Genomic DNA, 21558 nt, shown 5'->3' with positions numbered 1-21558 from the left:
CAACTCCTTAAGCCACGTTCGGGGCGGTTTGGCGGTGGTGGTCAGTTTCTTGCTGATACTGGTGGGCCAAGTTCAGCAGCTGACCTTCGCGCCAGTAGTTGGCGGTTACCTGTAAGCCAACGGGCAAACCGTCGACAAAACCACATGGAATTGAAATGCCCGGCAAGCCTGCAAGGTTGGTTGCCGTGGTGTAAATATCTTCTAGGTACATGGACACTGGGTCTTTGTTTAAGCTGCCCAACTCATAGGCGGTAGAGGTTGCCGTTGGGCCCATGATTACATCCACTTCTTCAAAGGCGTTCATAAAGTCTTGCTTGATTAAGCGACGAACTTTTTGCGCCTTGCTGTAGTAGGCATCGTAGTAGCCGGCCGATAGAGCGTAGGTGCCCACTAAAATGCGGCGCTTAACTTCTTCACCAAAACCTTCGCTGCGTGAGCGCTTATACAGATCCATTAAGTCGGCTGGGTTTTCACAGCGATGGCCGTAACGTACGCCATCAAAACGTGACAGGTTGGCTGAACATTCGGCCGGTGCAATCACGTAGTAGGCCGGTACAGCCAATGAATTATGGGGCAGGGTAATATCTTTAATGGTGGCGCCCATAGCTTCAAACTGTTTAATAGCGGCCTGAATTTTCTCAGCCACTTGTGGGTTTAAGCCTTCGCCGAAATATTCTTTTGGTACACCAATGCGCAAGCCAGCGAGTGGTTTATCTAATAGTGCGCTGTAGTCTTCGATAGGGTGATCCATGCTAGTGGAATCTTTGCTATCGAAGCTGGCCATGGCCTGCATCATGATGGCGCAGTCTTCAGCATTGCGTGCAATTGGGCCGCCTTGATCAAGACTTGAAGCAAAGGCGATCATGCCCCAGCGTGATACGCGACCGTAAGTTGGCTTAAGGCCGGTTACACCGCATAAAGATGCGGGCTGGCGAATTGAGCCGCCGGTATCTGTTGCAGTCGCTGCTGGTGTTAGTAAAGCGGCGACGGCTGCTGCCGAGCCACCAGAAGATCCACCCGGTACACGGCTGGTATCCCATGGGTTTTTAACCGCACCATAAAAGCTGGATTCATTGGTTGAGCCCATGGCGAACTCATCCATATTGGTTTTACCCAGGCTTACTGCGCCCAAACGATTGAAGTTTTCAACCACGGTGGCGTTATAAGGCGGCACAAAGTTATCCAACATTTTTGAGCCACAAGAGGTCTTAATGCCGTCGGTGCAAAATATATCTTTGTGGGCCATTGGCACGCCGCACAAGACAGAATCATCACCTTGAGCAATGCGCTCATCGGCGGCTTTGGCTTGGGCCAATGCTTGATCGGCGGTGACGGTGATATAGCTGTTATAGGCTGAGTCGAGTGTTTGGATGCGATCCAAATAATGCTGGGTAAGCTCGACACTGCTGAATGATTTGTCGCGTAGGCCCTTAGCCAGCTCGCGAATGGTCAGTTGATGCATAGTGAATCCTAATCTGAAAGCGGCTGCTAATTAATCGATTACCTTAGGTACTAGGTATAAGCCTTCTTCGGCCTCGGGCGCGATGGCTTGGAATTGCTCACGCACATTCTCTTCGCTCACTTCGTCTTTGCGCAGGCGCTGCATAGCGTCCTGGGGGTGAGCCATCGGGGCGATGCCGTCTGTATTGGCATTTTGCAGCTGATCGACCAAGCCTAGGATGCCGTTAATGCTCTCGGCGACTTCGCTGGCCGTCGTTTCGTTAATGTCCAAACGGGCCAAGTTGGCCAGTTTGGCGATATCTGATTGATCCACGTAAGGACTCCAAATATTGGGCAATGAATACGCTATATGGGGTTGGCTTTGGGAATGCCAAGGCTGACCCCGCAAAACCCCCTATTGTGCCAGAATAGCGGCGATATACCGAGCCTTGGATGCTAATTTCTATGATGGATTTGTAAGTCCTGATATAAGGCCTAGTTAGGGGGCTAATACATTGAGCGGAATATCCTGGAATCAGGGGCGAAAAAATGCTCAATTTCTGTCTTCTTGCAGAGAAAAAGACGCTATAGGCCAATTGCTCCTTGCTCTGGACAGCGACCATTGATAGAGTGCGGCAATCGTGGGCGTCGTCTATCTTCGCCTAAGATTGGCACGAAAATGACGGCTAAATTAAGTGCTTGGCTGAGTGATTTGTTTGCAAGCTTTGAGCAATTTCAAATTCACTCTGGGGAGCGCCTAGAAAAGGCTCTTTTTTAGCCCGCATTGCGGTATTTGAGATACCTGAAGTTAGTGCGTGAAACAGAATATATGAATGGCCAGTGACCCACAAAAGCCCAGCGCTTTGTGAGCCGTTTGGCAGTCTTTGCGTAAGACTGGGAACTACTGGCTGCAAGCAGACTCAATCTGCTAATAATGTAAAAAATTAAAGACTATAAAAGGTGTAGACAGCCCATGTTAAAAGGCCTTCGCGGAATGTTTTCCAACGATTTATCCATCGATTTGGGAACAGCGAATACCCTCATCTATGTGCGTGAGCGGGGAATAGTATTGGATGAGCCTTCAGTAGTGGCCATCCGTCAGCACAATGGACAAAAAATCGTAGAGGCTGTTGGGGTTGAAGCAAAGCGTATGTTGGGTCGTACACCTGGCAATATTACCGCTATCCGCCCGTTAAAAGACGGCGTTATCGCCGACTTCCAAGTGACTGAAAAAATGCTTCAGCACTTTATTAAGAAGGTCCACGAGAATAACTGGTTCCAGCCAAGCCCCCGGGTTTTGGTTTGCGTACCTTGTCTATCTACCGAAGTTGAAAAACGAGCCATTCGCGAATCGGCCTTGGGCGCTGGTGCCCGCGAAGTTCGCCTAATCGAAGAGCCAATGGCGGCTGCCATAGGTGCGGGCTTAAAGGTAGAAGAAGCCAGCGGTTCAATGGTTGTTGATATCGGTGGTGGTACCACTGAGATTGCCATTATCTCTTTGAACGGTGTGGTTTACTCTGATTCTGTGCGTGTTGGTGGTGACCGCTTCGATGAGGCCATCGTCAATTATGTGCGTCGTAATTACGGTAGCGTTATTGGTGATGCAACAGCTGAGCGTATCAAACAAGAAGTGGGTTGTGCTTACGCGGGTAGCGAGGTACGCGAAATCGACGTTCGTGGTCGTAACTTGGCCGAAGGTGTGCCGCGCAGCTTCACTTTGAATAGCGATGAAATTCTAGAAGCTCTGCAAGAGACCCTTGCGGGTATTGTGCAGTCGGTGAAATCGGCGCTTGAGCAATCACCACCTGAATTGGCTTCTGATATTGCTGAAAGCGGTATTGTACTTACCGGTGGTGGTGCATTGTTGCGTGATTTGGATCGCTTGTTGGCCGAAGAAACTGGCCTGCCGGTGATTGTGGCTGAAGATCCTCTAACCTGTGTTGCTCGCGGTGGAGGTAAAGCCATGGAGCTGATGGATAGCCGCAATATTGATCTGCTGTCTAGCTAAGCTAGCGGCAAAAGTAGCCCGACGCTAAGGTGTCGGGCTTTTTGGTTTAGGGCCGCTGAGCCCTGTTTGATCGTTGCCCGAAAGATTTTACTGTTGGGCGTTTAGGATAGGACCACGGCCATAAAACCACTATTTAACAAAGGCCCATCCAAGGCATTGCGTGCATTTGTGCTGGCGCTAATCGCCGTCGCTCTTATTATTGCCAGTCGCTTTTTTAGCCCTTCTATTGAACCTGTCAAAGAAAAGCTTGATGGCTTTGCTTTGGGTTTTTATTGGATCACCGATTTACCGAATCGCTTCAGTAATTGGCTGGATGATTCGCTGGTATCACGCGAAGAGTTGTTGGAAGAAAATCGTTCTTTAAAGGGCGAGCGCTTAATTTTGCAACGTAAATTGCAGCAGTACGCTACTTTGGCCGCCGATAATGCCCGTCTGCGTCAGTTGATGAACTCTGCTGAGCTGGTGCAAGACCGTGTTTTAATCGCTGAGCTAATCGGTGTGTCGCCAGACCCGACTGAACAGGTTGTGGTGGTCAATAAGGGTAGTGAGCAGGGCGTTTTCGTTGGTCAGCCCTTATTAGATGCTTACGGTTTAATGGGGCAGGTGATTGAAGTAAACCCCTATTTTAGCCGTGTACTTTTGATCACTGATGCTAGCCATGCGCTTTCTGTGCAAATTAATCGCAACGGTGTTCGTGCTGTTGCGGAAGGCACTGGTGATCTTTACGAGCTTAAGCTTCGCCATGTATCCAACACGGTTGATGTCAAAGTGGGTGATCTGTTGGTGAGCTCTGGTTTAGGGCAACGCTTCCCGGTGGGCTACCCGGTTGCCGATGTTGTTTCCATTCTGCATGATCCTGGTAAGTCTTTTGCGACGGTTATTGCGCGCCCGAAAGCCCAGCTTAATCGCAGTCGTCATGTCTTGTTAGCCTTTAGTGGCCAACGTAATGAGGATCGCCCTTAATGGAGGGTGGCAAGCTCAATAATAGTTGGCTAATTGGTTTAAGTTTTCTTGTCGCTCTGGTTTTGATGGTGTACCCATTGCCTCTTGATTGGCGCTGGTTACGCCCAGAGTTGATGTGTTTGCTGGTGATCTATTGGGTTTTACGCTTTCCTCAGTTGCTGGGGGTGGGCATGGCCTTTTTGTTGGGTCTTGTGCAAGATGTGGTGCAGGGCAGTTTGCTGGGGCAGCATGCGTTGGCTTTGGTTGTCACCATCTATATCACTCAGTTAAGTATTCACCGTTTGCGTACCTATGGCACTATCCAGCAGATGATGTGGATTTTTGCGCTTGTGGCGGTGCATGAATTATTTCTGTACTGGGTTTCGATGTTGCTAGGGCGCGAAGCACTCTTCGCCTACTTCTGGGCGCCTGCTTTAATTTCTGCGTTTATCTGGCCTTTGTTGAGCCATGGCTTGGATCGCCTATGTTGGGTGATGCGGCTTGGGGTTTGAGTTGGTTTTCTTTTAAATTCCAGGTGCCGTTTTTCTAGTTAGGTGCATGCTTCCCGCTTTCAGCCCTTGTAGTACTGGTTCTGGAACGCGCTCAAGCCATCCGGGGCGCTCGGGTCGCGACGTCCATGTCGCTTTACGGTTCCTGACCCAGTACTACAAGGGCTAAAAGCTACTGCTGTAGTTTTGTTGCTGTCAGCCTAGAATCCTCATGTCGCCTATAAAGCAACCCAGCCATACTAATAGATAAAATACACAGTGTGGTCTTGGAGCTTTTTAGTGAAGAGGTTTAATGGGATCTTCTTGGAGGGAGTGTTAGTTAGTTGCACATTGTAGGTCTTAGTTTCTACAGAGGCTGACCAGCAACCGTAAAGCGACACGACTAATTTTCCTGGAGAAAATTTGGGCTTGGCCGAAGGCTGAGCGCCCGGATGGCGCGAATCCACGTCGCGACCCGAGCGCCCTGGATGGCTTGAGCGAGTTGCGGGGTAGCCTCTGTAGAGACGAAGGCCGGCCCAGTTCCTGCCTTCGGATGGTTTAAGCGTGTTTCATGACAAGGGCTAAAAACGGTCAGACCTGCACTACCTTAAACAATAACTGAAACCCAGATAATTAGCCCCGTACCTCCCTAATAAATAAAGAGTTTTCAGAATTGTTAAGGCTAAGCGTTTTAGCCCCCTGGCTGTTATACTTCAGCTCTATTTAGCGGCATTTTAAGGGCCTAAGGATAATGGCTGGGAATTCTCTCATTTTGGCATCTCAATCGCCCAGGCGAGCAGAGTTACTGCAGCAAATTGGCGTGCCATTTCGTCGCCAAAGTGCCGATATTGATGAAACCCCCTTGGCAGAAGAGGCAAGCCTAGATTACTTACGCCGCATGGCCATTGCCAAAGCACAAGCGGTGCAGGCTGAACTTGGCCGAGAGGAAAATGCCAGCAGCGTGATTTTAGCTGCTGATACGATTGGCGACCTAGATGGTGAAATATTGGTCAAGCCGAAAGATCGCGCAGACTCCCTAGCCATGTTAAAGCGCATGTCCGAGCGTAGTCATACCGTGGTAACCGGCGTTTGCGTGCTTTGGGGGGATAAATGTGACTATGTTGAGGTCAAAACCCAAGTGAGCTTTCGCCAATTGAGCGAGGCTGAAATTTTACGCTACTGGGATAGTGGAGAGCCCCAAGATAAAGCCGGCAGTTATGCCATACAGGGTCTAGGGGCAGTATTTGTAGAAAGCATTCAAGGCAGCTATAGCAACGTGGTGGGTTTACCGCTGAGCGAAACCGCCGATTTATTACAGCAAGCGGGCGTGCAGATCTGGCAAGCCACTAGCGAATGTAGCTAAGGCTACATAACGTTGTAATACAGTAAGCAGTACCAACAAGAGGGCCCGGGTAGCCCTAACTGCAGTTATTAAAAATTACCCCGGAATTTAAAGTATAAGGAAGCGCTGTGAGCGAAGAATTACTGGTCAATGTATCACCGACAGAAACCCGAGTGGCCTTGGTTGAAAACGGCTTTGTGCAAGAAGTGCATATCGAACGTACCCAAGCAAAAGGTTATGTCGGCAATATTTATAAAGGCAAGGTCGTGCGAGTTTTACCTGGCATGCAGGCCGCCTTTGTAGAAATTGGTTTAGAGCGCGCAGGCTTTATCCACGCGGCCGATATTGCGCCATTAGATGACGATGGAATGGAAGAGCGTGGCGCAGAAGTCGCCGATATTCGCTCGCTAGTACGAGAAGGCCAAGAGCTCATCGTGCAAGTGACCAAGGATCCCATTAGCAGCAAAGGTGCGCGCTTAACGACTCACCTTTCTGTATCGGCGCGCTTCTTGGTTTATATGCCATTCACCCGCCACACCGGAATATCTACACGAATTGAAGACGATGCCGAGCGTGATCGCCTAAAGAATTTAGTGCAGGAAGTTGATGCCGATATTCGTAAGGAAGAAGAGGGTGGCTTTATTGTTCGTACCGTAGCGGAGGGTGTGAACAAAGAAGAAATTGCCGCCGATATTATTTTCCTCTACCGCCTCTGGAAAGATCTTAGCAAAAAGATAAAAGAGCAAAAGGCACCAGCGGTTGTACATGAAGATTTACCGCTGTTTATGCGCACCTTACGAGATCTGGTTAAACCCGATCTGGAAAAACTAAGAATTGATTCCCGTGAAGTTTACGGCAAAATGCGCGAATTTGCCGAAGACTATGCGCCCGAGATCTTTGAAAAAATCGAACACTATCCTGGCGAACGCCCACTGTTCGATCTTTATAGTGTTGAAGAAGAGATTCAGCGTGCGCTGGGTGAAAAGGTTCCACTTAAATCTGGTGGCTACTTAATCATCGAGCAGACCGAAGCCATGGTGACTATTGATGTAAACACCGGAGCTTTTGTTGGTCATCGCAATTTAGAAGAAACCATCTTTAAAACCAATCTCGAAGCCGCTACGGCTATTGCCCGTCAGCTGCGCCTGCGGAATCTTGGCGGCATCATCATTATCGACTTTATCGATATGCATGATTCTGAACATCAGCGCCAAGTTCTGCGTACTCTAGAGAAAATGTTAGAGCGTGATAACACCAAAACCAGCTTAACCGGCGTGTCTGAGCTTGGTCTTGTGGAAATGACTCGCAAGCGCACTCGTGAATCTCTCGGTCAAAGCCTGTGTGTGCCTTGCCCAGTTTGCGAGGGGCGTGGCACCTTAAAATCACCAGAAACGGTCTGCTATGAAATTTTCCGTGAAATCTTGCGTGAAGTGCGAGCTTACAATACCGAAGAGATTGTGGTCTTGGCTTCGCAGCTGGTGATTGATCGACTTCTTGATGAAGAGTCGTCCAATGTAGCGGACCTGGAAGAATTTATTGGCCGAACGATTAAGTTCAAGGTAGAGGCCATTTATCACCAGGAACAGTACGATATTATTTTGGTTTAACGCTTGAAAACATCCTGGACCCGTAGTTTCGCCCGCCGCTTTTGGGGTTTATGTGCGGCAATCGTGATCAGCTTGGCTTTATTAGTCCAAGCTGGGCGCTTCCTATTGCCCATGATCAACGATCATCGCGACGATATTGCCGACGTGCTGGGTGAGCAACTAGGCGTGCAAGTCAGTATTGCCAATATCGAAGGGCGCTGGTTAGGTATGCGCCCTGAGATTACCGTAGAAGGCTTAACGCTGCGCAATAAAGGCAACGAGCAAGTGTTAGCGGTAGATTCGGTATATACCCAATTTGATTTGTTACGTTCTCTATTTAATTGGCGCTTAGCCTGGTCAGATTTTCGTGTCGATGATGTGACCGTGGCGCTTCAGCAATTTAGCGATGGCCAAATCTATTTACGAGGTGTGGTACCAAGCGAAAGAGATGACCCTGAGGCTGAAACTTTAAGCCCTTTGGAGCTGCTGTTACTGCGCGGACGAGTAGAGTTATCGGCCGTTAAAATCGAATTCCATCCCCTGCAGGGTGAAAGCAGCACCTGGCAGCTTCCCGAAGTGGTGATGGAGAATACCCAGAGTTTTCACCGTTTAAAGGCACAGCTCAATAGCGCTGGCCGCCCACTGATGAAATTTGTTTTTGAGGGTGAGGGTGATCCAAGGGACAGGGAGACCTTCTTAGCCAGCTCTTATCTAGAATTAAACCACGTAAAAATATCGGAACTCGCTGAGCAGTTTAGCAGCGAAGCGTGGGAGCAATTTCCTCAGCGTGAGCAATTACAAGATGTTGCTCTGACGGGCAAACTTTGGACAGTGAAATTACCTGGCAGTTTTATGGAGCTGCGTGGTAGTTTGCAATCAGACGGTGGCCGTTCGCCATTGCCTGAAGTCGCCAAGATGGATATCTCCGGCCTACTTAATAGCACGGGCCAGTGGCAGCTCTCACTGCAAAATTTACATGGCAAGTTTTCGGATTTTGAATTACCTGAGCCTTTAAACGTTGGCTTGGAATTTGGTGATTCCACTCCGCTGGCGTTACGTAGCTCTAGAATAGATATTGGATATTGGTATCGTCTAGCGGTTAAGCATAATTGGATTCCTGAAGGTGAGTTGCAAGATGTATTGGCAAGTTTAAGGCCTGCTGGGCATCTGAATAATGTTTATCTGCGTTTAGGTAATAACATCGCCAAGGATTTCTTGTTACAAGCCAATTTAGAACAGATGTCTGCTGGCGCATGGCAGGGAGCACCAGCGGTAAGCGGTGTTGATGGCTATGTGGAAACAAGCGCTAAGCGTGGTTTTGTCGATATTGATTCGCAAAACGGCTTTTCCATGCACTACACCACCGTATATGACGACGCTCAGCGCTTCGAAACCATGAAGGGGCAGGTGCAGTGGGTGCTGGATCGCGATGCAAATAGCATCTATGTGAATAGTGGCCAGCTCAGTATGCAGCAAGGGGAAACCCAGGTTCGTGGTGCCATGCAGCTGTTTACGCCTTGGTTTGCCGATACTGTTCCCAGCGATTTAACCTTATTTATTGGCTTGCGCAATGACAAAGTTAGTAACTACCCTAAGTATCTACCAAACGTTGTTGCCGATTCCCTTAAGAAATTTTTAGCGGATGCAAAAGGTGAAGGTGAGTTGCGCAATGGCGCCTTTATCTATCGTGGTGGTTTAAAGGCCTCGCTGGATAAAACCTATACCACGCAGTTGGCTCTCGATTTAGAAGACGTATCGCTAAATTACATGGAAGGCTGGCCGCGCTTGAGTAAGGTAAATACCCGACTCGAAGTCGACGGACGCTTTTTACATGCCACCGCTGCTGGCCAAAGCATGGGTTTGGCCTTAAGTGATATCCAAGTTGATCTGGAAGATAATCCCAAGGCGAACGGTGATCGTATTAATGTGAAGGCCCGCTTCAAAGGCCAAGCTCAGCAGGGCTTCGATTTTCTGTTAAACAGTCCAATTGCTAGCAGCCAAGCTGAGGACTTCCAGTTCTGGGAGCTGCATGGCCCTTTATCGGGCGATGTTGATTTACAAATACCCTTGTCTCTCAGCGAAAACCGCGGCGCTAAATATGATATTAACGCCAATTTTCGCAATGCCGAGTTGTATATCCCCGAGCTGGCTCTGCATTTTGAAAAGCTCAATGCCAAACTTAAATACGATTTAAAGCGCGGACTGCATGGTAATAATTTGCAGGCAAGCTTATGGGGACAAAGCATAGAGGCCAAGTTAGGAAGCACTGCAAAAAGTACCGATTTAAGGTTTGACAGTCAGCTTGCAATCGAGCCGCTAGCACAATGGATGAATATTCCCGGCTTGCTAATGGCCGAGGGCAAAACGGCAGTAAAAGGTAAGCTTAGCTTACCTAGCACCTTCTTAAGGCGAGCAGAGCAGCAAGGCCCTAATCAATTGGAGCTGGCGACATCACTGCAAGGTATCGCCATAAACTTGCCCGAGCCTTATGGTAAAGCCGCTGAGCAAGCGCGTAAAACTAACATCACTATTCCTATACAAGGCAAAGAAGAGCTGGCGACTAATGAGGTGCAGGAGCAACTTCATTTACAGTACGCCTTGGCTGAGGGTGTTGCTGATGACGAAGAAAATTCCACCTCGGCGAATACCGATTCACTGGCTTTATCGATACGTCAACACCGTGATGGCGAAAGTTTGGCCTTAGGCTTAAATGGAGTGCTGCCAGATACCCGTGCCGGACAGGGCCTGATCAGCGGTGAATTGCAAACGCTAGATATCGAACCTTGGTTAAGTATTGTTGATGATTATCGCGCGGCGCAAACTCGCTATGCAGAGCTGCGAGTGCCAAGCCAAGCAGGCAGCCAGTTGCCCGAACAGGAAGCTATTCCTGTAGATTTAGAGATCAAAGTTAAAGCGCTAAATTTAGCCGGTTTTAACATTCCTAATATTGAGTTACAGGCTGGACAAACTCAGCAGGGAATTTTGCTTAACGCGAAGAGTGAGATGTTGGCGGGTAGTATCGAATACTTTGACAGTCAGCGTCCATTGGATGTTCGCATCGCCCACCTAAACTTGCCTGAACTTGCCGACAGTGAAGAGCCGGCAGACTCAACGCCCCAAGGAGAGACTCCGCAGTTAATAGCGGATGATTCCGATAATTGGGATTTCAGCGCTTTTCCTCATACCCAAGTGCAAATCGAACAATTACGTTATGGCGCTAGAGCGCTAGGTAGCTGGCGCTTTCAAATTCAGGCAGGAGAAGAGCGTGGCTTACTCGTTGATCGCATTTTTGGTGAGCTAGGGGATATCAGAGTTTCTGGTGATATTGAGCAAGTTGAAGGCGCCGATGCCATGGCGGCTGCAGACCCTGGTGCGAGCTTAAACTGGTCGGGCGGTTATATATCCAATAGCAAGCTACAGGGCCGAATTCAATTTAAGAACATTAATACTCTAAGCCAGCAGTGGCAAATGCCAAGTATTTTAGAATCCGAGTCGGCCGAGTTTCGATTGGCCATGAATTGGCCCGGTAGCCCAATGGATTTTGATTCACGCCTTATTGCCGGCAAGTTAAATCTTGGCATCCAAAATGGCCGCTTTTTCCAATCTGCAGGCGCCGGTGGTAATGCGGTATTACGCTTATTGAGTGTTTTGAATTTCGATACTTGGGTGCGCCGTTTACGCCTTGATTTTGCCGACTTGTATAAAGAGGGTATGGTGTTTGATTCGGTAAATGGTCATATCGATTTCCAGCAGCAAGAGTTACTGATTCAAGAGCCGATCATTGTTAAAGGGCCGACAAGCCGCTTACAGTTTGCAGGCAAAATTGATTGGGAAGAAGAAAGCCTAGATACCAGTTTGGTGGCTACCTTGCCGGTGGGGAACAATGTCGCACTTGCTACCGGCCTGTTAGTAAACTGGCCGGCTGCGGTAGGTGTTTATGTGGCCAGCAAGCTGTTCTCTAATCAAGTGGATAAAGTGGCCAGTGTTAGTTATTCCATGACTGGTAGCTGGGATGACCCAAAGATGGAATTTGAACGCTTATTTGATTCAAAGGCAGCTAAAGATGCCGGTGAGAAGGTAGCTGAAGAGGTAGAGCACAAGGAAACGCAAGTTGAAACTCAGCTATCACCTCAGCGATCGTCTCAGCAAGAAGCCGTAGCCGAAACACCGAAAGAATCGCAAGAACAAATACCCGCTACAGAAGAGCCAAAATAATTATGCCTAATAGCAACTGGCAAAGCCTCAAGCTTGGCCTGGTACAAATGGTCTCGGTCAAATCTCTAGAGCAAAACCTGGCTGCGGCTGAGCGACAAATTCGCGCTTGCGCCGAGCAGGGTGCAGAGCTTGTGGTGCTGCCAGAGATGTTTGCCATCTTTGGCGGCGGCGATCAGTTGGCGGCGGGGCAGGCGGAGGCAAGTAGCGCTGGCCCATTACGTAGCTTTCTAGCTGAAATGGCGGCTCGCTACGGTGTCTATTTGGTAGGCGGTTCTATTCCATGTACAGCGGCTAACGTATACGCTAATGCACCGGCTTTAAGTGCTGAACAAGCGAGGGTTTACGCCGCCTGCTTCGTATACGACTCAGCAGGTCAAGAGATTGCACGCTACGATAAAGTGCATTTATTTGATGCCAACGTTAACGATGCCCAAGGCCAATACCGAGAATCCGATACCTTTGCGCCCGGGTTAAAGCCGCAGTGTTTTGATAGCCCATGGGGAAAAATCGGCTTAGCGATTTGTTACGATTTACGCTTTCCCGAGTATTTCCGTTGCCTCGCGGAACAAGGCTGTGAATTGGTGTTGGTCCCAGCCGCATTTACCTATGCTACCGGGCGAGCACATTGGGATTTATTGCTAAAAGCCCGCGCCGTAGAAAATCAGTGTTTTGTTGCTGGCGCTGCACAGGGTGGAGAGCACAGTAAGCGACGTTCTACCTGGGGGCACAGTTGTGCTATCAACCCTTGGGGGGAGCCCGTAGCCAGCCTAGATCGTGGAGAAGGTGCACTGTTGATAGAATTACAGCGCCAGCAGCTCGTAGGGGTTCGCGCTGCATTGCCTGCACTGGCAAATCGCCGCTTGGGTATTTGAGCCCTGCGATACATTTGTGAAGATATTGTCCAGCTTTTGAAAAACAGCGCCGCTTGCCCTTTGGTAGGCTAAGCCTATAGAAATAGGGAGGCTATACCATGAAACACACATCTTTTGCTTTATTACTGCCCTTGATGGCTGGTGCCCTTATTGCCTGTAATGAGGCTAATGGCGATCAAACAACAATGGCCGCTAAAAGCGCTGAACAAGCACCTGCTCTGCAACAGCTGATTGATAAAGGTGAAGACCTGAGCCAAGTGCCTAAGTCGGTTTGGAAAAAGATCCTACCGCGTGAGCAATATAAAATTCTTTGGGAGGCTGACACTGAAAGGCGCTTCACCAATGAAGAGATGGGCAAGGGAAAGACGGGTACTTTTGTCAGTGCAGCATGCCAAGTTCCGGTTTTCCGATCTGAACACAAATACGATTCTGGTACTGGCTGGCCAAGCTTTTGGGAAGCCAATAAAGACAATATCGTACTGAAAACCGATTACAGCTGGGGGATGAAGCGCACCGAGATTCTCAGCAAATGCGGCGAGCACCTTGGGCATGTCTTTAATGATGGACCGGCACCAACCGGTAAGCGTTATTGTATTAATTCTTTGGCCTTACGCTTTGTCCCTGACGGCGAGAAAAACAGCTCTCCTGCCATTGCCGCGCCAACAAGCAGCAGCCTAAAAGCTGAATAAAGACAGCACTTTCAAAATTCTCGACTTGATCTAGAACAAGTTTTTTACAGTTAGCGATAAACCAAAAGCCTACAAAAGTAGGCTTTTTTTCAAAAAACTGTCAAAAGCAGTTTTTTGTTAATCTGGATCAAGTCTTTGGGAAGCTCAATATTGTTCAATAGCCTCAACAAGTAAACGGGTGCACAAACAAAGCGCCCTTGTCGAGGAAGAGAGAGTAATTATGAAAGCTACCCTAAAACCATTGACTTTAGCTGCTGCAATCGCAGCCTGTGTTGTTGGCACTCAAGCACACGCTTATGAAGCGGGTGACTTTATTGTTCGCGCTGGTGTAACTACTGTTGCTCCAGATGGCGATAGCACTCAGGTTTATGCGGGTGGCAATTCTTTGGGCGCCGATTCTGGTGTTGATGTAGATAACGACACTCAGTTGGGTTTAACTTTCACTTACATGCTAGACAAAGCATGGGGTGTTGAAGTTCTAGCGGCAACTCCATTCTCTCACGATGCATCTGGTGAGGGTTCTTTCTTGAATGGCGCTGGCATTGGTTCTGTAGCTGATACCAAGCAACTACCACCAACTGTATCTGCGGTTTACTACTTCAACTCTGACAGTGCTTTCAAGCCATATGTTGGTCTTGGCTTGAACTACACCATCTTCTTTGATGAGGAAGGCGGTTCTAACTTGGAAGCCGTTACTGGTGATCTAGACGTTGATCTTGATGACTCTTGGGGTTTGGCTGCACAGGTAGGCTTCGATCTAGATCTAGGTGATAACCTATTGTTGAACGCTTCTGTTCGTTACATTGATATCGACACCGAAGCTACTTTGACTGTTAAGAACTCTGACAATGCGCTAAGCCTACCAGCTGGCACTAAGATTACTACTGACGTAAACATTGACCCAATGGTTTACTCTGTAATGATCGGTTACAAGTTCTAAGAACGCAAAAAGCCCGCCAAATGGCGGGCTTTTTTTTGACTTTAAGAAACTGAAAAAACGATTAACAGGTTTCTGTTTTTGCCGATCTTTTCAGCGCGTCCATATCCAAAATCTCAATCTCTTTTTTATCAACCGATAAAATATCCTGCTTTTGGAAGCGACTTAAAACACGGCTTACAGTTTCAACAGTAAGGCCTAAATAGTTGCCCATATCCGCACGTGACATAGCCAAACGGAAAAGGGTCGCAGATAGCTGGCGACGGTGATTGCGAGTAGAGATGCTTAATAGCATTGAAGCTACACGCTCTTCAGCACTGTTTTTACTCAGCAAGGTAATTAGCTGCTGATCTGCAGTAATCTCCTGGCTCATTAACTGAAAGAAATGACGCTGCAAGCTTGGAATCTTGATGCTTAGCTCTTCCATGCGAGAAAAGGGAATCTCACAGACGGCAGTGGTTTCTAAGGCAATGGCGGAGTTGGTGTGCACATTCTGAGCGATACCGTCCATTCCTAGAATTTCTCCAGGCAGATGGAAGCCGGTAACCTGTTCTTCACCGTCATTGGTAATACGAATGGATTTAATGGTGCCCGAGCGTACCGCATATACCGAAGTAAACGGATCATTGGCGTGATATAGATAATCACCTTTATGCAGCGGGCGGCCACGTTGGATGATTTCGTCTAATCTATCTAGCTCGTCTACATGCACGCTAATCGGCAGGCAGATACTATTCAGACGACAGTCACCACAGGAAACCTGAGGGTTATGGTGGCAACGTGTTGTTTTGCTGATGATATTTGATGTCATTACATTCACTGCTGGCTAGATTATCGCTCAAAAAGCATATTAGTGAGCCCTTAATTTTACTACTTATCTCTGGTATTACTAGGGCTTCTATAGTCTATGTGTTTAATATTTGAGCGCTTTTGGGTTTTTTATTCCAATTTGATTTTAGTTTATTCCCTAAACTCTGATTTTAGCAGTCCAGACAAGAAGGTATCTGTGATAAACAGTAGCCTTAAAACACCATCGTCTGTTAACTGCAGTAGTCCATTATGTATTCGCATTAGCTCCATATTAGCCTCTGCATTGAGCTCCCAGCTGATATTGTCGGCTAATGATGACAGGGCCAAGTCATAGCGGTTTTCGATATAGTGAATATCAAGGCGGTGGTAGCACAATAGTTGATCGGCCACGACCCTGCAGGCCTTGGCTTTAGGGCTTAGCTGCAGCACCTTATCGATGGCGAGTTGGCTTTGCTCTAGCTTCTTGCTGTATTGAGCCAATTGGCTGCTATTGCATTCGTAATGGCTGCCTAGCTGGCTGCTGGCTGCGGGTCCAAAGCCAAGTAGATCTGAGGCATTAACGGAATTATAGGCAATGGCCGTGCGGCGTAGGCGGTTCTGGTTCTGGGCAATAGCCAATGAATCTTTGCCATTTACAAAACAATCGTTACCGATTGCTCGGTAGCCAGCGTGGCGCATGGCGTTATATATAAGTGTAAATTGGCTGGCGCTGTAGCTGCCGTGCTCACTTATCTTATCGGCTAGATTCCAGCGGTCTAATTCGCTGGAGGGTGTTAGCAAAACTCGATCAGCTCTCAGCTCAAGTACATTGTCGAGCAGCACGCGCATCCCGTGCAGATCTTGGCTTGGATAACCATAAGGCAGACGTAAGGCTAAGCTGTCAGGACCGAACTCTTTGGCTTGCTGCCAAATGTCATCCAGTTGTTGCTGCTCTTCTTTGTTCAGTGATGGCGGCAAGCTCAGGATAAATTCATTGAAGCCCAACCCTTTAAGTAGCGCCATATTGGCCGTGTTGGCTTCTTCAAGGTTTAGCTCCGCGCAATATTCAATTGGCGAATTATCACGGTGGCTAAGGCGAAAGCTGCTGGCCAATATATGCATCAGTTCAGTGATATCAGCACCCTGAAAATGCACAAAAGGGTGACGCAATAACAGTTGAGTGACAGGTCGTCGGCCATAAAGCTCTTTGCGTATATTGATCTCATTGATCAGGGCATCGAAGAAGGGGCGGCCTAGCGGTGCATCGAACTGCCTTGCGGGCAAGTTAATCCAAAGGGCCATGGGAGAAATGCTTAAGCGCTGCCCTTGTGGCTGGAGATTTTGATCCTCAAGCGGCTCATAGGCCATGCGGTGGGGGTAGTTATAGCTGGCGCTGCGCAATAAATGCGGATGCTGCTGGGCCGCTAAATCAAAGCATTGATGGGCCTGGGTATTTGGATTGTTCACGGTGGCAAGTATCCCAAGTTTACGATAGTTGCAGTTTATCCATGCCTTATGCAGCAGATGTTGATATGAATCAATACCATAGTGTTTGTAAGTGTTTGGCGCGATATATAAGGGGATCGTAATTGATAGAGATCAAGTTCTAACACCGCGATTTAAGTAGCATGTTTCGAACGGATTGCGATGAATGAATTGCTTGCGAGGGATAAAGCAATCAGTTGAGTTAAATCATAAGTAAGTTTTAGATTCTAGACTATATTAGTAACCACTTTAGTCGAGTATATAAAAGAAGGCACTTACATTATGAGTACAAAAGAAAACTTACTGGTTGTTATTGATCCAACGCGTGATGAGCACCCTGCATTAGAGCGTGCCATCATTACCGCAAAGATGCGTGAAAGCGCACCTGAGATTCACATTTTTATTGGTGTGGATGGTCATTCAGTAGATACCAGTCATCGCAACCCAGATATGTACAGCGATGTTGATAATTTTTCTGCGCTATCTAAGCGTATGGAAAAAGAAGGTTTAGAGTACACCGCAGAGATTTGTTGGGCGCACGATTGGCAAAAAGCCTTGTTGTCTTCTGGTAAACACTTCCAGACCGACATGATCGTGATCCCAGATTATGGTGATAGCGAAAAAGGTATTCGCTTCAGTGATTCAAAGTGGGCTTTATTGCGTAACGCTAAATGCCCAGTTTTGATTGTACGCCCAGGCGCTGAGTACCACCGTAAGACTGTTTTGGCCGCGATTAATGCGCAAGCCAAAGACGAGCGCTATCAAGAGCTGAACGACAAGATTGTTTCACGCGGTAAATGGTCCGCTGAATTGTATGGTGCCGATTTACATGTAGTAAACGCCTATACCGATACGATGAATATCCCAGATCGTGGTAGCTTGCTACGTAAGCTGGATATGGACTCGGATCATGTTCATATTCGCCAGGGTGCGCCAGAAGATGTGATTTCTGAAGCGGCTAAAGAATTGGACGCAGACATTGTATTAATTGGTACCTTGGCTCGTAAGGGCTTATTGGCTGCCATGCGAGGTAATACTTCTGAGCGAGTATTAACTCAATTAGAGATGGATGTAATGGCGCTTAACTAAAGCGTTATTAACGACAAGAAAATTCGACACGCTCGAAACCGGTTTATCACTCGGCTAGAGATCTTAGGGGGCTTTTTGCCCCCATTTTTTTGTCTGATTTTTATGCCTGTTTATTTTCAAAAACGGCTTATTGGAACGCTGCTTAGTGCTTAGTGTTTATTTGAGAGTGGATAAAGGGTAGCTAACCTTAAAGCTGCAGCCGCCTTGGGGCTTATGGCAAACACTTAGCTCACCTTGCAGTACCTCATTTACCAGGTTAACCAATGTGTGCAGCCCTAGACCAAGGTTCGCCGGTTTAGCTGCAGTGAAAGGATCAAATATATTGTCCCTAAGCGATTCACTGATACCTTGGCCATTGTCATCGACCTCGATAACTAAAAATTGATAGGCCTGCTGCTGATCACTGCCTTTACATAGCTCAATCTTCAAATTGATGATGGCTTGTTCATGTTCAATACCATCATAGGCATGGCTGACGGCATTCTTAAGCAGCTCACAAACAATATAATGCAGAAGCTCAGGGTAGCTGTAGATATCGAGATCTGGCTCGATAGAAATGCAGAGCTGAATATGGTGTTCTTCAATCTTATCATGCAAGGAAGCGGGTATGCCGGCAATGGTTTCGGCCACATTAAACTCGGTCTGCTTCCAGTCAGCCTCATCCACAGATATCTTTTTAAAGCTTTCGACTAGGGCCGAGAGGCGCTGTAAATTGCCGTCTAGCAAGGTGGTGCTGCTCCGTAGGCGCTGTTGTTGGTGATCTAATTCTTGCTGATCGATACTTGTAGAGTTAAGCAGTTTGAGGCTTTGCTTGGCCAAATCAGCGACCATAGATGCGGCCATTTTCACTACGCCCAGCGGAGTATTTATTTGATGGGCTACTCCAGCAACAAGTCGGCCCAGGGCCGCTTGCTTCTCGCTATTAAGTAGTTGCTCTTGGGTATCTTTTAGTTGTTGCATCGATTGCGCAAGGTCGGCTGTGCGGGCATTGACCAATTTTTCTAGCTCGATTTTTTTATGACGGTAATAACGCAGACGGCAAAGATAAATAATATAGAGTAGGGCGCTTACAAGTAATACCGCGATTAAACGAAACCAGTGGGTTTCATGCCAGGCGGGCAAGATACTAACTTGCACAATAAGCTCTTTGTTGGGCCAGTCAGCTGTGCGCGGTGTCGCTTGTAAGCGAAAAGTATATTGGCCTGGCGACAAATTGGTGTAGCTTGCATGACGAGCCTTGGCATCGGTCTCTATCCAGTTATTGTTGTAGCCATCTAAACGATAGCGATATTTTATCTGCTGGGGTCGAACATAATCCAAAGCTGAAAAGCTAACACTAAAACTGTGTTGATCGGCTTGTAGTTCGATGTTTTGAGTTTGCCCCTGTACCGCTTTGCCGTCGATTCGCACTTTATTAACGATAAGAGAGGGCGCGGACTGGATGGGCTTAAATGTACTGGGTCTGAGCAGTTGTATACCTTGTTGGGTAAGGAAGATAAAATCGTCATTGGCGCTGTGCCAAAATTTAACCGAGGCGCCAGCGTCTGTAATTTTACCGTTGCCCTTATCAAAAAGCTGCGGATGTTCCGCGCCTTTTAACCAGTAGGCACCAAGGCCCCATAAGTTGCCTGTGCGATCTTCATCAAATAACCAATTTTCATTAAGGCCTAAGAGCACCTTGGTAATGATCAACTTGTCTTCTTTTATGGCTTTTAGCTGATAGGTGGTATCGGCTGTGCTGAAAAAGATTTTGCCAGGTGCAGCGTGATATCCCTTTACCAAGGTAGGCATTACAGCGCTAATGTTGCCTTCAACCACAAGACTAAGCTCGGTAAGTGTGTTCTTATCGCTACTAAATAAATAGTGTTTATTACCAAAGAGCATTAGGCTGTTTTTATCGTCAAGGGCGACTATGGAGCGCGGACTGATGCCTTCAAGTGAAGCGACTTTACTAAAATTACAATTTTCTTGGTTCTTTTTATCGTAACGATAGGTTCCCCTTTCGGGCCCTTGGCGAATAACCAGAAATGTCTGATGATTCTTCAGTAGGTGGATATTGGCGGGAAATACCAAGGTATCGCTTTGGCCAGTTAGTAAACAACGCTGTTTTTGCCATGCGGAATTATTGTTTTTGGTTCGCTCTAGCCTATAGCGCCAGGTACCTGCACCTGCGCTAAGCAGCCAGATATCTCCATTGGGCTCCTTGCCAAGCTCGACGATGTGATTGCTTGGTAGCCTAGGTGTGCTATTGGCTTTATCACTAAGACCTCGAACAAAACCTGAAGTAGGATTAAGCACATCTATGCCTTCGCTGCGGCTGCTTATCCAAAAGTCACCATTATCTAATTCTACAATACCTGACAAGTCGGCTTTAAAGCCTGGTGTGGGTTTTGCTGGAGAATAAAGAATATTGCGAGAATAACGCCTGGCTGGAGGGATTAGCTGAAGGCTTAGGCCACCAAGCCAAACAATACCTTCATCATCCTGATATAAATTCCATAAGGTTCCATCTGATAGCCCACCTGGGCGAAAAGGGTCGTGCGCTAAAATTCGTTTTAGCTTGCCGGTATGTTTATTAAAAACTTGAATATTACGATAGTTTTGTAAGCTCAATACCCAGACCTCTTCGTCTACAACTTCTATCGAAGTAACCCGGCCAATCGATGCGATGTTTTTCGCTTGGCCATCGGCACCGATTAAATATAGGCCTGTAGAGGTACTGCCCACCCAGAGCTGGGAGTGTTGATCAACTTTGACGGTGCTGATTTGAACGTCCGCCAGCAGGCTTCGGGTTTGTAAAGGGGTTAGAAAGATTCTATTGTCTGGAGGTGAAAATTGCAGCAGACCTTGATCGGAGCCAAGCAGTAAATGGCCTTCAAGATCATAACTTAAACTGCGAATAGGGCCGTTAACGTTGGTCAGTTTTACTACCTGGAATCTTTCACTTTTAAAATCTAAATACTCTAAACCTCTATCGCTTGCCAACCAAAGGCCTTGCTCGCCATCTAGTAATAGAGCGTAAACCGAATTGCCTGAAATACTGTATTCTTCATTCGGCTGGTAGCTATAATGCTGAAAAATCTGCTCTGCTTCAGATAAGCGATACAGGCCATTACTGGAAGAGCCTGCCCAGACAATACCAGCTGCTCCAGCGGCAACAGAGCTAAAGGCTTGTTTGGCCAGCACATTGCCCTGGCTGTCTTGATATTTTACATCGCGAAACTCATAACCATCGTACTGATGTAAGCCGTGAAAGTGAGAAGCTACCCATAAAAGGCCGCTGGATGAGCGAGTCATCGACGTGATTAATAGCGTGTTTTTCTGGGTATCTACGGGGAATACCACTGGGTCGGCAATATCGAAAAGACTTTCGCTGGCTAGCGGCGGAACGTACACCAGGCCCCAACAGAACAGAAGCCAAAACAGTTGGCGAATCATTAGTTGAGCGCTAGCTTTTGTAGGGGACAGCTTGCATTCCATATGCTTGTCTTAATGAGCGTGATGTCGCGATTTGTGATGCTTGTCGTAAAAAACATCTTATTAAAGTGTAAGTCGATTTCACTTATTTACCATAACACTTAGTAATGGTTAATTTAGGCGACCTAGGCGGTTTTGCTTATTTGCCCCGAACTTCGTAATATCGCCTTTGTTTTCAACAATATAGACCAATAATCAA

General features: G+C 47.5%; 15 protein-coding genes. 10 read left to right on the top strand and 5 right to left on the bottom strand.

Features of this window, described 5'->3' with window-relative positions:
- Positions 1-7: 7 nt before the first annotated feature.
- On the bottom strand, positions 8-1462 hold the full coding sequence (gatA, locus tag Q1A08_RS12415) for an Asp-tRNA(Asn)/Glu-tRNA(Gln) amidotransferase subunit GatA (protein ID WP_299773348.1): 1455 nt from the start codon (positions 1460-1462) through the stop codon (positions 8-10).
- A gap of 30 nt (positions 1463-1492) precedes the next feature.
- Entirely contained in the window at positions 1493-1774 is a 282-nt protein-coding gene (gene gatC / locus Q1A08_RS12410; RefSeq protein WP_299773346.1) for an Asp-tRNA(Asn)/Glu-tRNA(Gln) amidotransferase subunit GatC, read from the bottom strand.
- A gap of 639 nt (positions 1775-2413) precedes the next feature.
- On the opposite strand from gatC, the gene Q1A08_RS12405 reads away from it, so the two are divergent.
- The 9 genes from Q1A08_RS12405 (at position 2414) to Q1A08_RS12365 (ending at position 14522) form a co-directional block, all read left to right on the top strand.
- Entirely contained in the window at positions 2414-3448 is a 1035-nt protein-coding gene (locus Q1A08_RS12405) for a rod shape-determining protein (RefSeq protein WP_299773344.1), read from the top strand.
- 120 nt (positions 3449-3568) lie between these two features.
- A complete protein-coding gene (gene mreC, locus Q1A08_RS12400) occupies positions 3569-4411 on the top strand; it encodes a rod shape-determining protein MreC (RefSeq protein ID WP_299773641.1) in 843 nt (280 codons plus the stop codon).
- Positions 4411-4902 (top strand): rod shape-determining protein MreD, encoded by a 492-nt coding sequence (mreD, locus tag Q1A08_RS12395; RefSeq protein WP_299773342.1) that lies wholly within the window; start codon positions 4411-4413, stop codon positions 4900-4902. Before mreC ends, mreD begins: the two co-directional genes overlap by 1 nt.
- Before the next feature lie 727 nt (positions 4903-5629).
- Positions 5630-6241: a Maf family protein gene (locus Q1A08_RS12390; RefSeq protein ID WP_299773341.1), complete on the top strand. Its 612-nt coding sequence runs from the start codon at positions 5630-5632 to the stop codon at positions 6239-6241.
- Between the two features lie 107 nt (positions 6242-6348).
- Positions 6349-7827: a ribonuclease G gene (gene rng / locus Q1A08_RS12385; RefSeq protein WP_299773339.1), complete on the top strand. Its 1479-nt coding sequence runs from the start codon at positions 6349-6351 to the stop codon at positions 7825-7827.
- Positions 7828-7830: 3 nt separating this feature from the next.
- The gene (locus Q1A08_RS12380; RefSeq protein ID WP_299773337.1) at positions 7831-12021 is read left to right on the top strand and encodes an AsmA-like C-terminal region-containing protein; all 4191 of its coding nucleotides are present in this window, start codon (positions 7831-7833) and stop codon (positions 12019-12021) included.
- Between the two features lie 2 nt (positions 12022-12023).
- A complete protein-coding gene (locus Q1A08_RS12375) occupies positions 12024-12893 on the top strand; it encodes a carbon-nitrogen hydrolase family protein (protein WP_299773335.1) in 870 nt (289 codons plus the stop codon).
- Positions 12894-12991: 98 nt separating this feature from the next.
- Complete coding sequence (gene msrB / locus Q1A08_RS12370; RefSeq protein WP_299773333.1) at positions 12992-13582, top strand: peptide-methionine (R)-S-oxide reductase MsrB; 591 nt, start codon at positions 12992-12994, stop codon at positions 13580-13582.
- A 220-nt stretch (positions 13583-13802) separates the two neighbouring features.
- The gene (locus Q1A08_RS12365; RefSeq protein WP_299773331.1) at positions 13803-14522 is read left to right on the top strand and encodes an OmpW family outer membrane protein; all 720 of its coding nucleotides are present in this window, start codon (positions 13803-13805) and stop codon (positions 14520-14522) included.
- 61 nt (positions 14523-14583) lie between these two features.
- Here Q1A08_RS12365 and fnr read toward each other — a convergent pair whose 3' ends face one another.
- Both fnr and Q1A08_RS12355 read right to left on the bottom strand, forming a co-directional pair.
- On the bottom strand, positions 14584-15330 hold the full coding sequence (fnr, locus tag Q1A08_RS12360; protein ID WP_299773329.1) for a fumarate/nitrate reduction transcriptional regulator Fnr: 747 nt from the start codon (positions 15328-15330) through the stop codon (positions 14584-14586).
- 149 nt (positions 15331-15479) lie between these two features.
- A complete protein-coding gene (locus Q1A08_RS12355; protein WP_299773327.1) occupies positions 15480-16775 on the bottom strand; it encodes a hypothetical protein in 1296 nt (431 codons plus the stop codon).
- A 300-nt stretch (positions 16776-17075) separates the two neighbouring features.
- On the opposite strand from Q1A08_RS12355, the gene Q1A08_RS12350 reads away from it, so the two are divergent.
- Positions 17076-17882, top strand: a complete 807-nt coding sequence (locus Q1A08_RS12350) for a universal stress protein (protein ID WP_299773325.1) — start codon at positions 17076-17078, stop codon at positions 17880-17882.
- Between the two features lie 156 nt (positions 17883-18038).
- Here Q1A08_RS12350 and Q1A08_RS12345 read toward each other — a convergent pair whose 3' ends face one another.
- Positions 18039-21362, bottom strand: a complete 3324-nt coding sequence (locus Q1A08_RS12345; RefSeq protein WP_299773324.1) for a sensor histidine kinase — start codon at positions 21360-21362, stop codon at positions 18039-18041.
- Positions 21363-21558 lie beyond the last annotated feature (196 nt).

Source organism: uncultured Pseudoteredinibacter sp. (genome assembly GCF_947500695.1).
Lineage (GTDB): Bacteria > Pseudomonadota > Gammaproteobacteria > Pseudomonadales > Cellvibrionaceae > Pseudoteredinibacter.
The sequence above is the reverse complement of the archived record's forward strand: the minus strand, read 5'-3'. Positions and strand labels throughout refer to the sequence as shown.

Coding starts and splice junctions, on each gene's coding strand:
- Q1A08_RS12365 (WP_299773331.1), top strand. CDS start 13,803: ATGAAAGCTACCCTAAAACCATTGACTTTAGCTGCTGCAATCGCAGCC.
- gatA (WP_299773348.1), bottom strand. CDS start 1,462: ATGCATCAACTGACCATTCGCGAGCTGGCTAAGGGCCTACGCGACAAA.
- Q1A08_RS12405 (WP_299773344.1), top strand. CDS start 2,414: ATGTTAAAAGGCCTTCGCGGAATGTTTTCCAACGATTTATCCATCGAT.
- Q1A08_RS12390 (WP_299773341.1), top strand. CDS start 5,630: ATGGCTGGGAATTCTCTCATTTTGGCATCTCAATCGCCCAGGCGAGCA.
- Q1A08_RS12350 (WP_299773325.1), top strand. CDS start 17,076: ATGAGTACAAAAGAAAACTTACTGGTTGTTATTGATCCAACGCGTGAT.
- mreD (WP_299773342.1), top strand. CDS start 4,411: ATGGAGGGTGGCAAGCTCAATAATAGTTGGCTAATTGGTTTAAGTTTT.
- msrB (WP_299773333.1), top strand. CDS start 12,992: ATGAAACACACATCTTTTGCTTTATTACTGCCCTTGATGGCTGGTGCC.
- Q1A08_RS12345 (WP_299773324.1), bottom strand. CDS start 21,362: ATGGAATGCAAGCTGTCCCCTACAAAAGCTAGCGCTCAACTAATGATT.
- fnr (WP_299773329.1), bottom strand. CDS start 15,330: ATGACATCAAATATCATCAGCAAAACAACACGTTGCCACCATAACCCT.
- Q1A08_RS12375 (WP_299773335.1), top strand. CDS start 12,024: ATGCCTAATAGCAACTGGCAAAGCCTCAAGCTTGGCCTGGTACAAATG.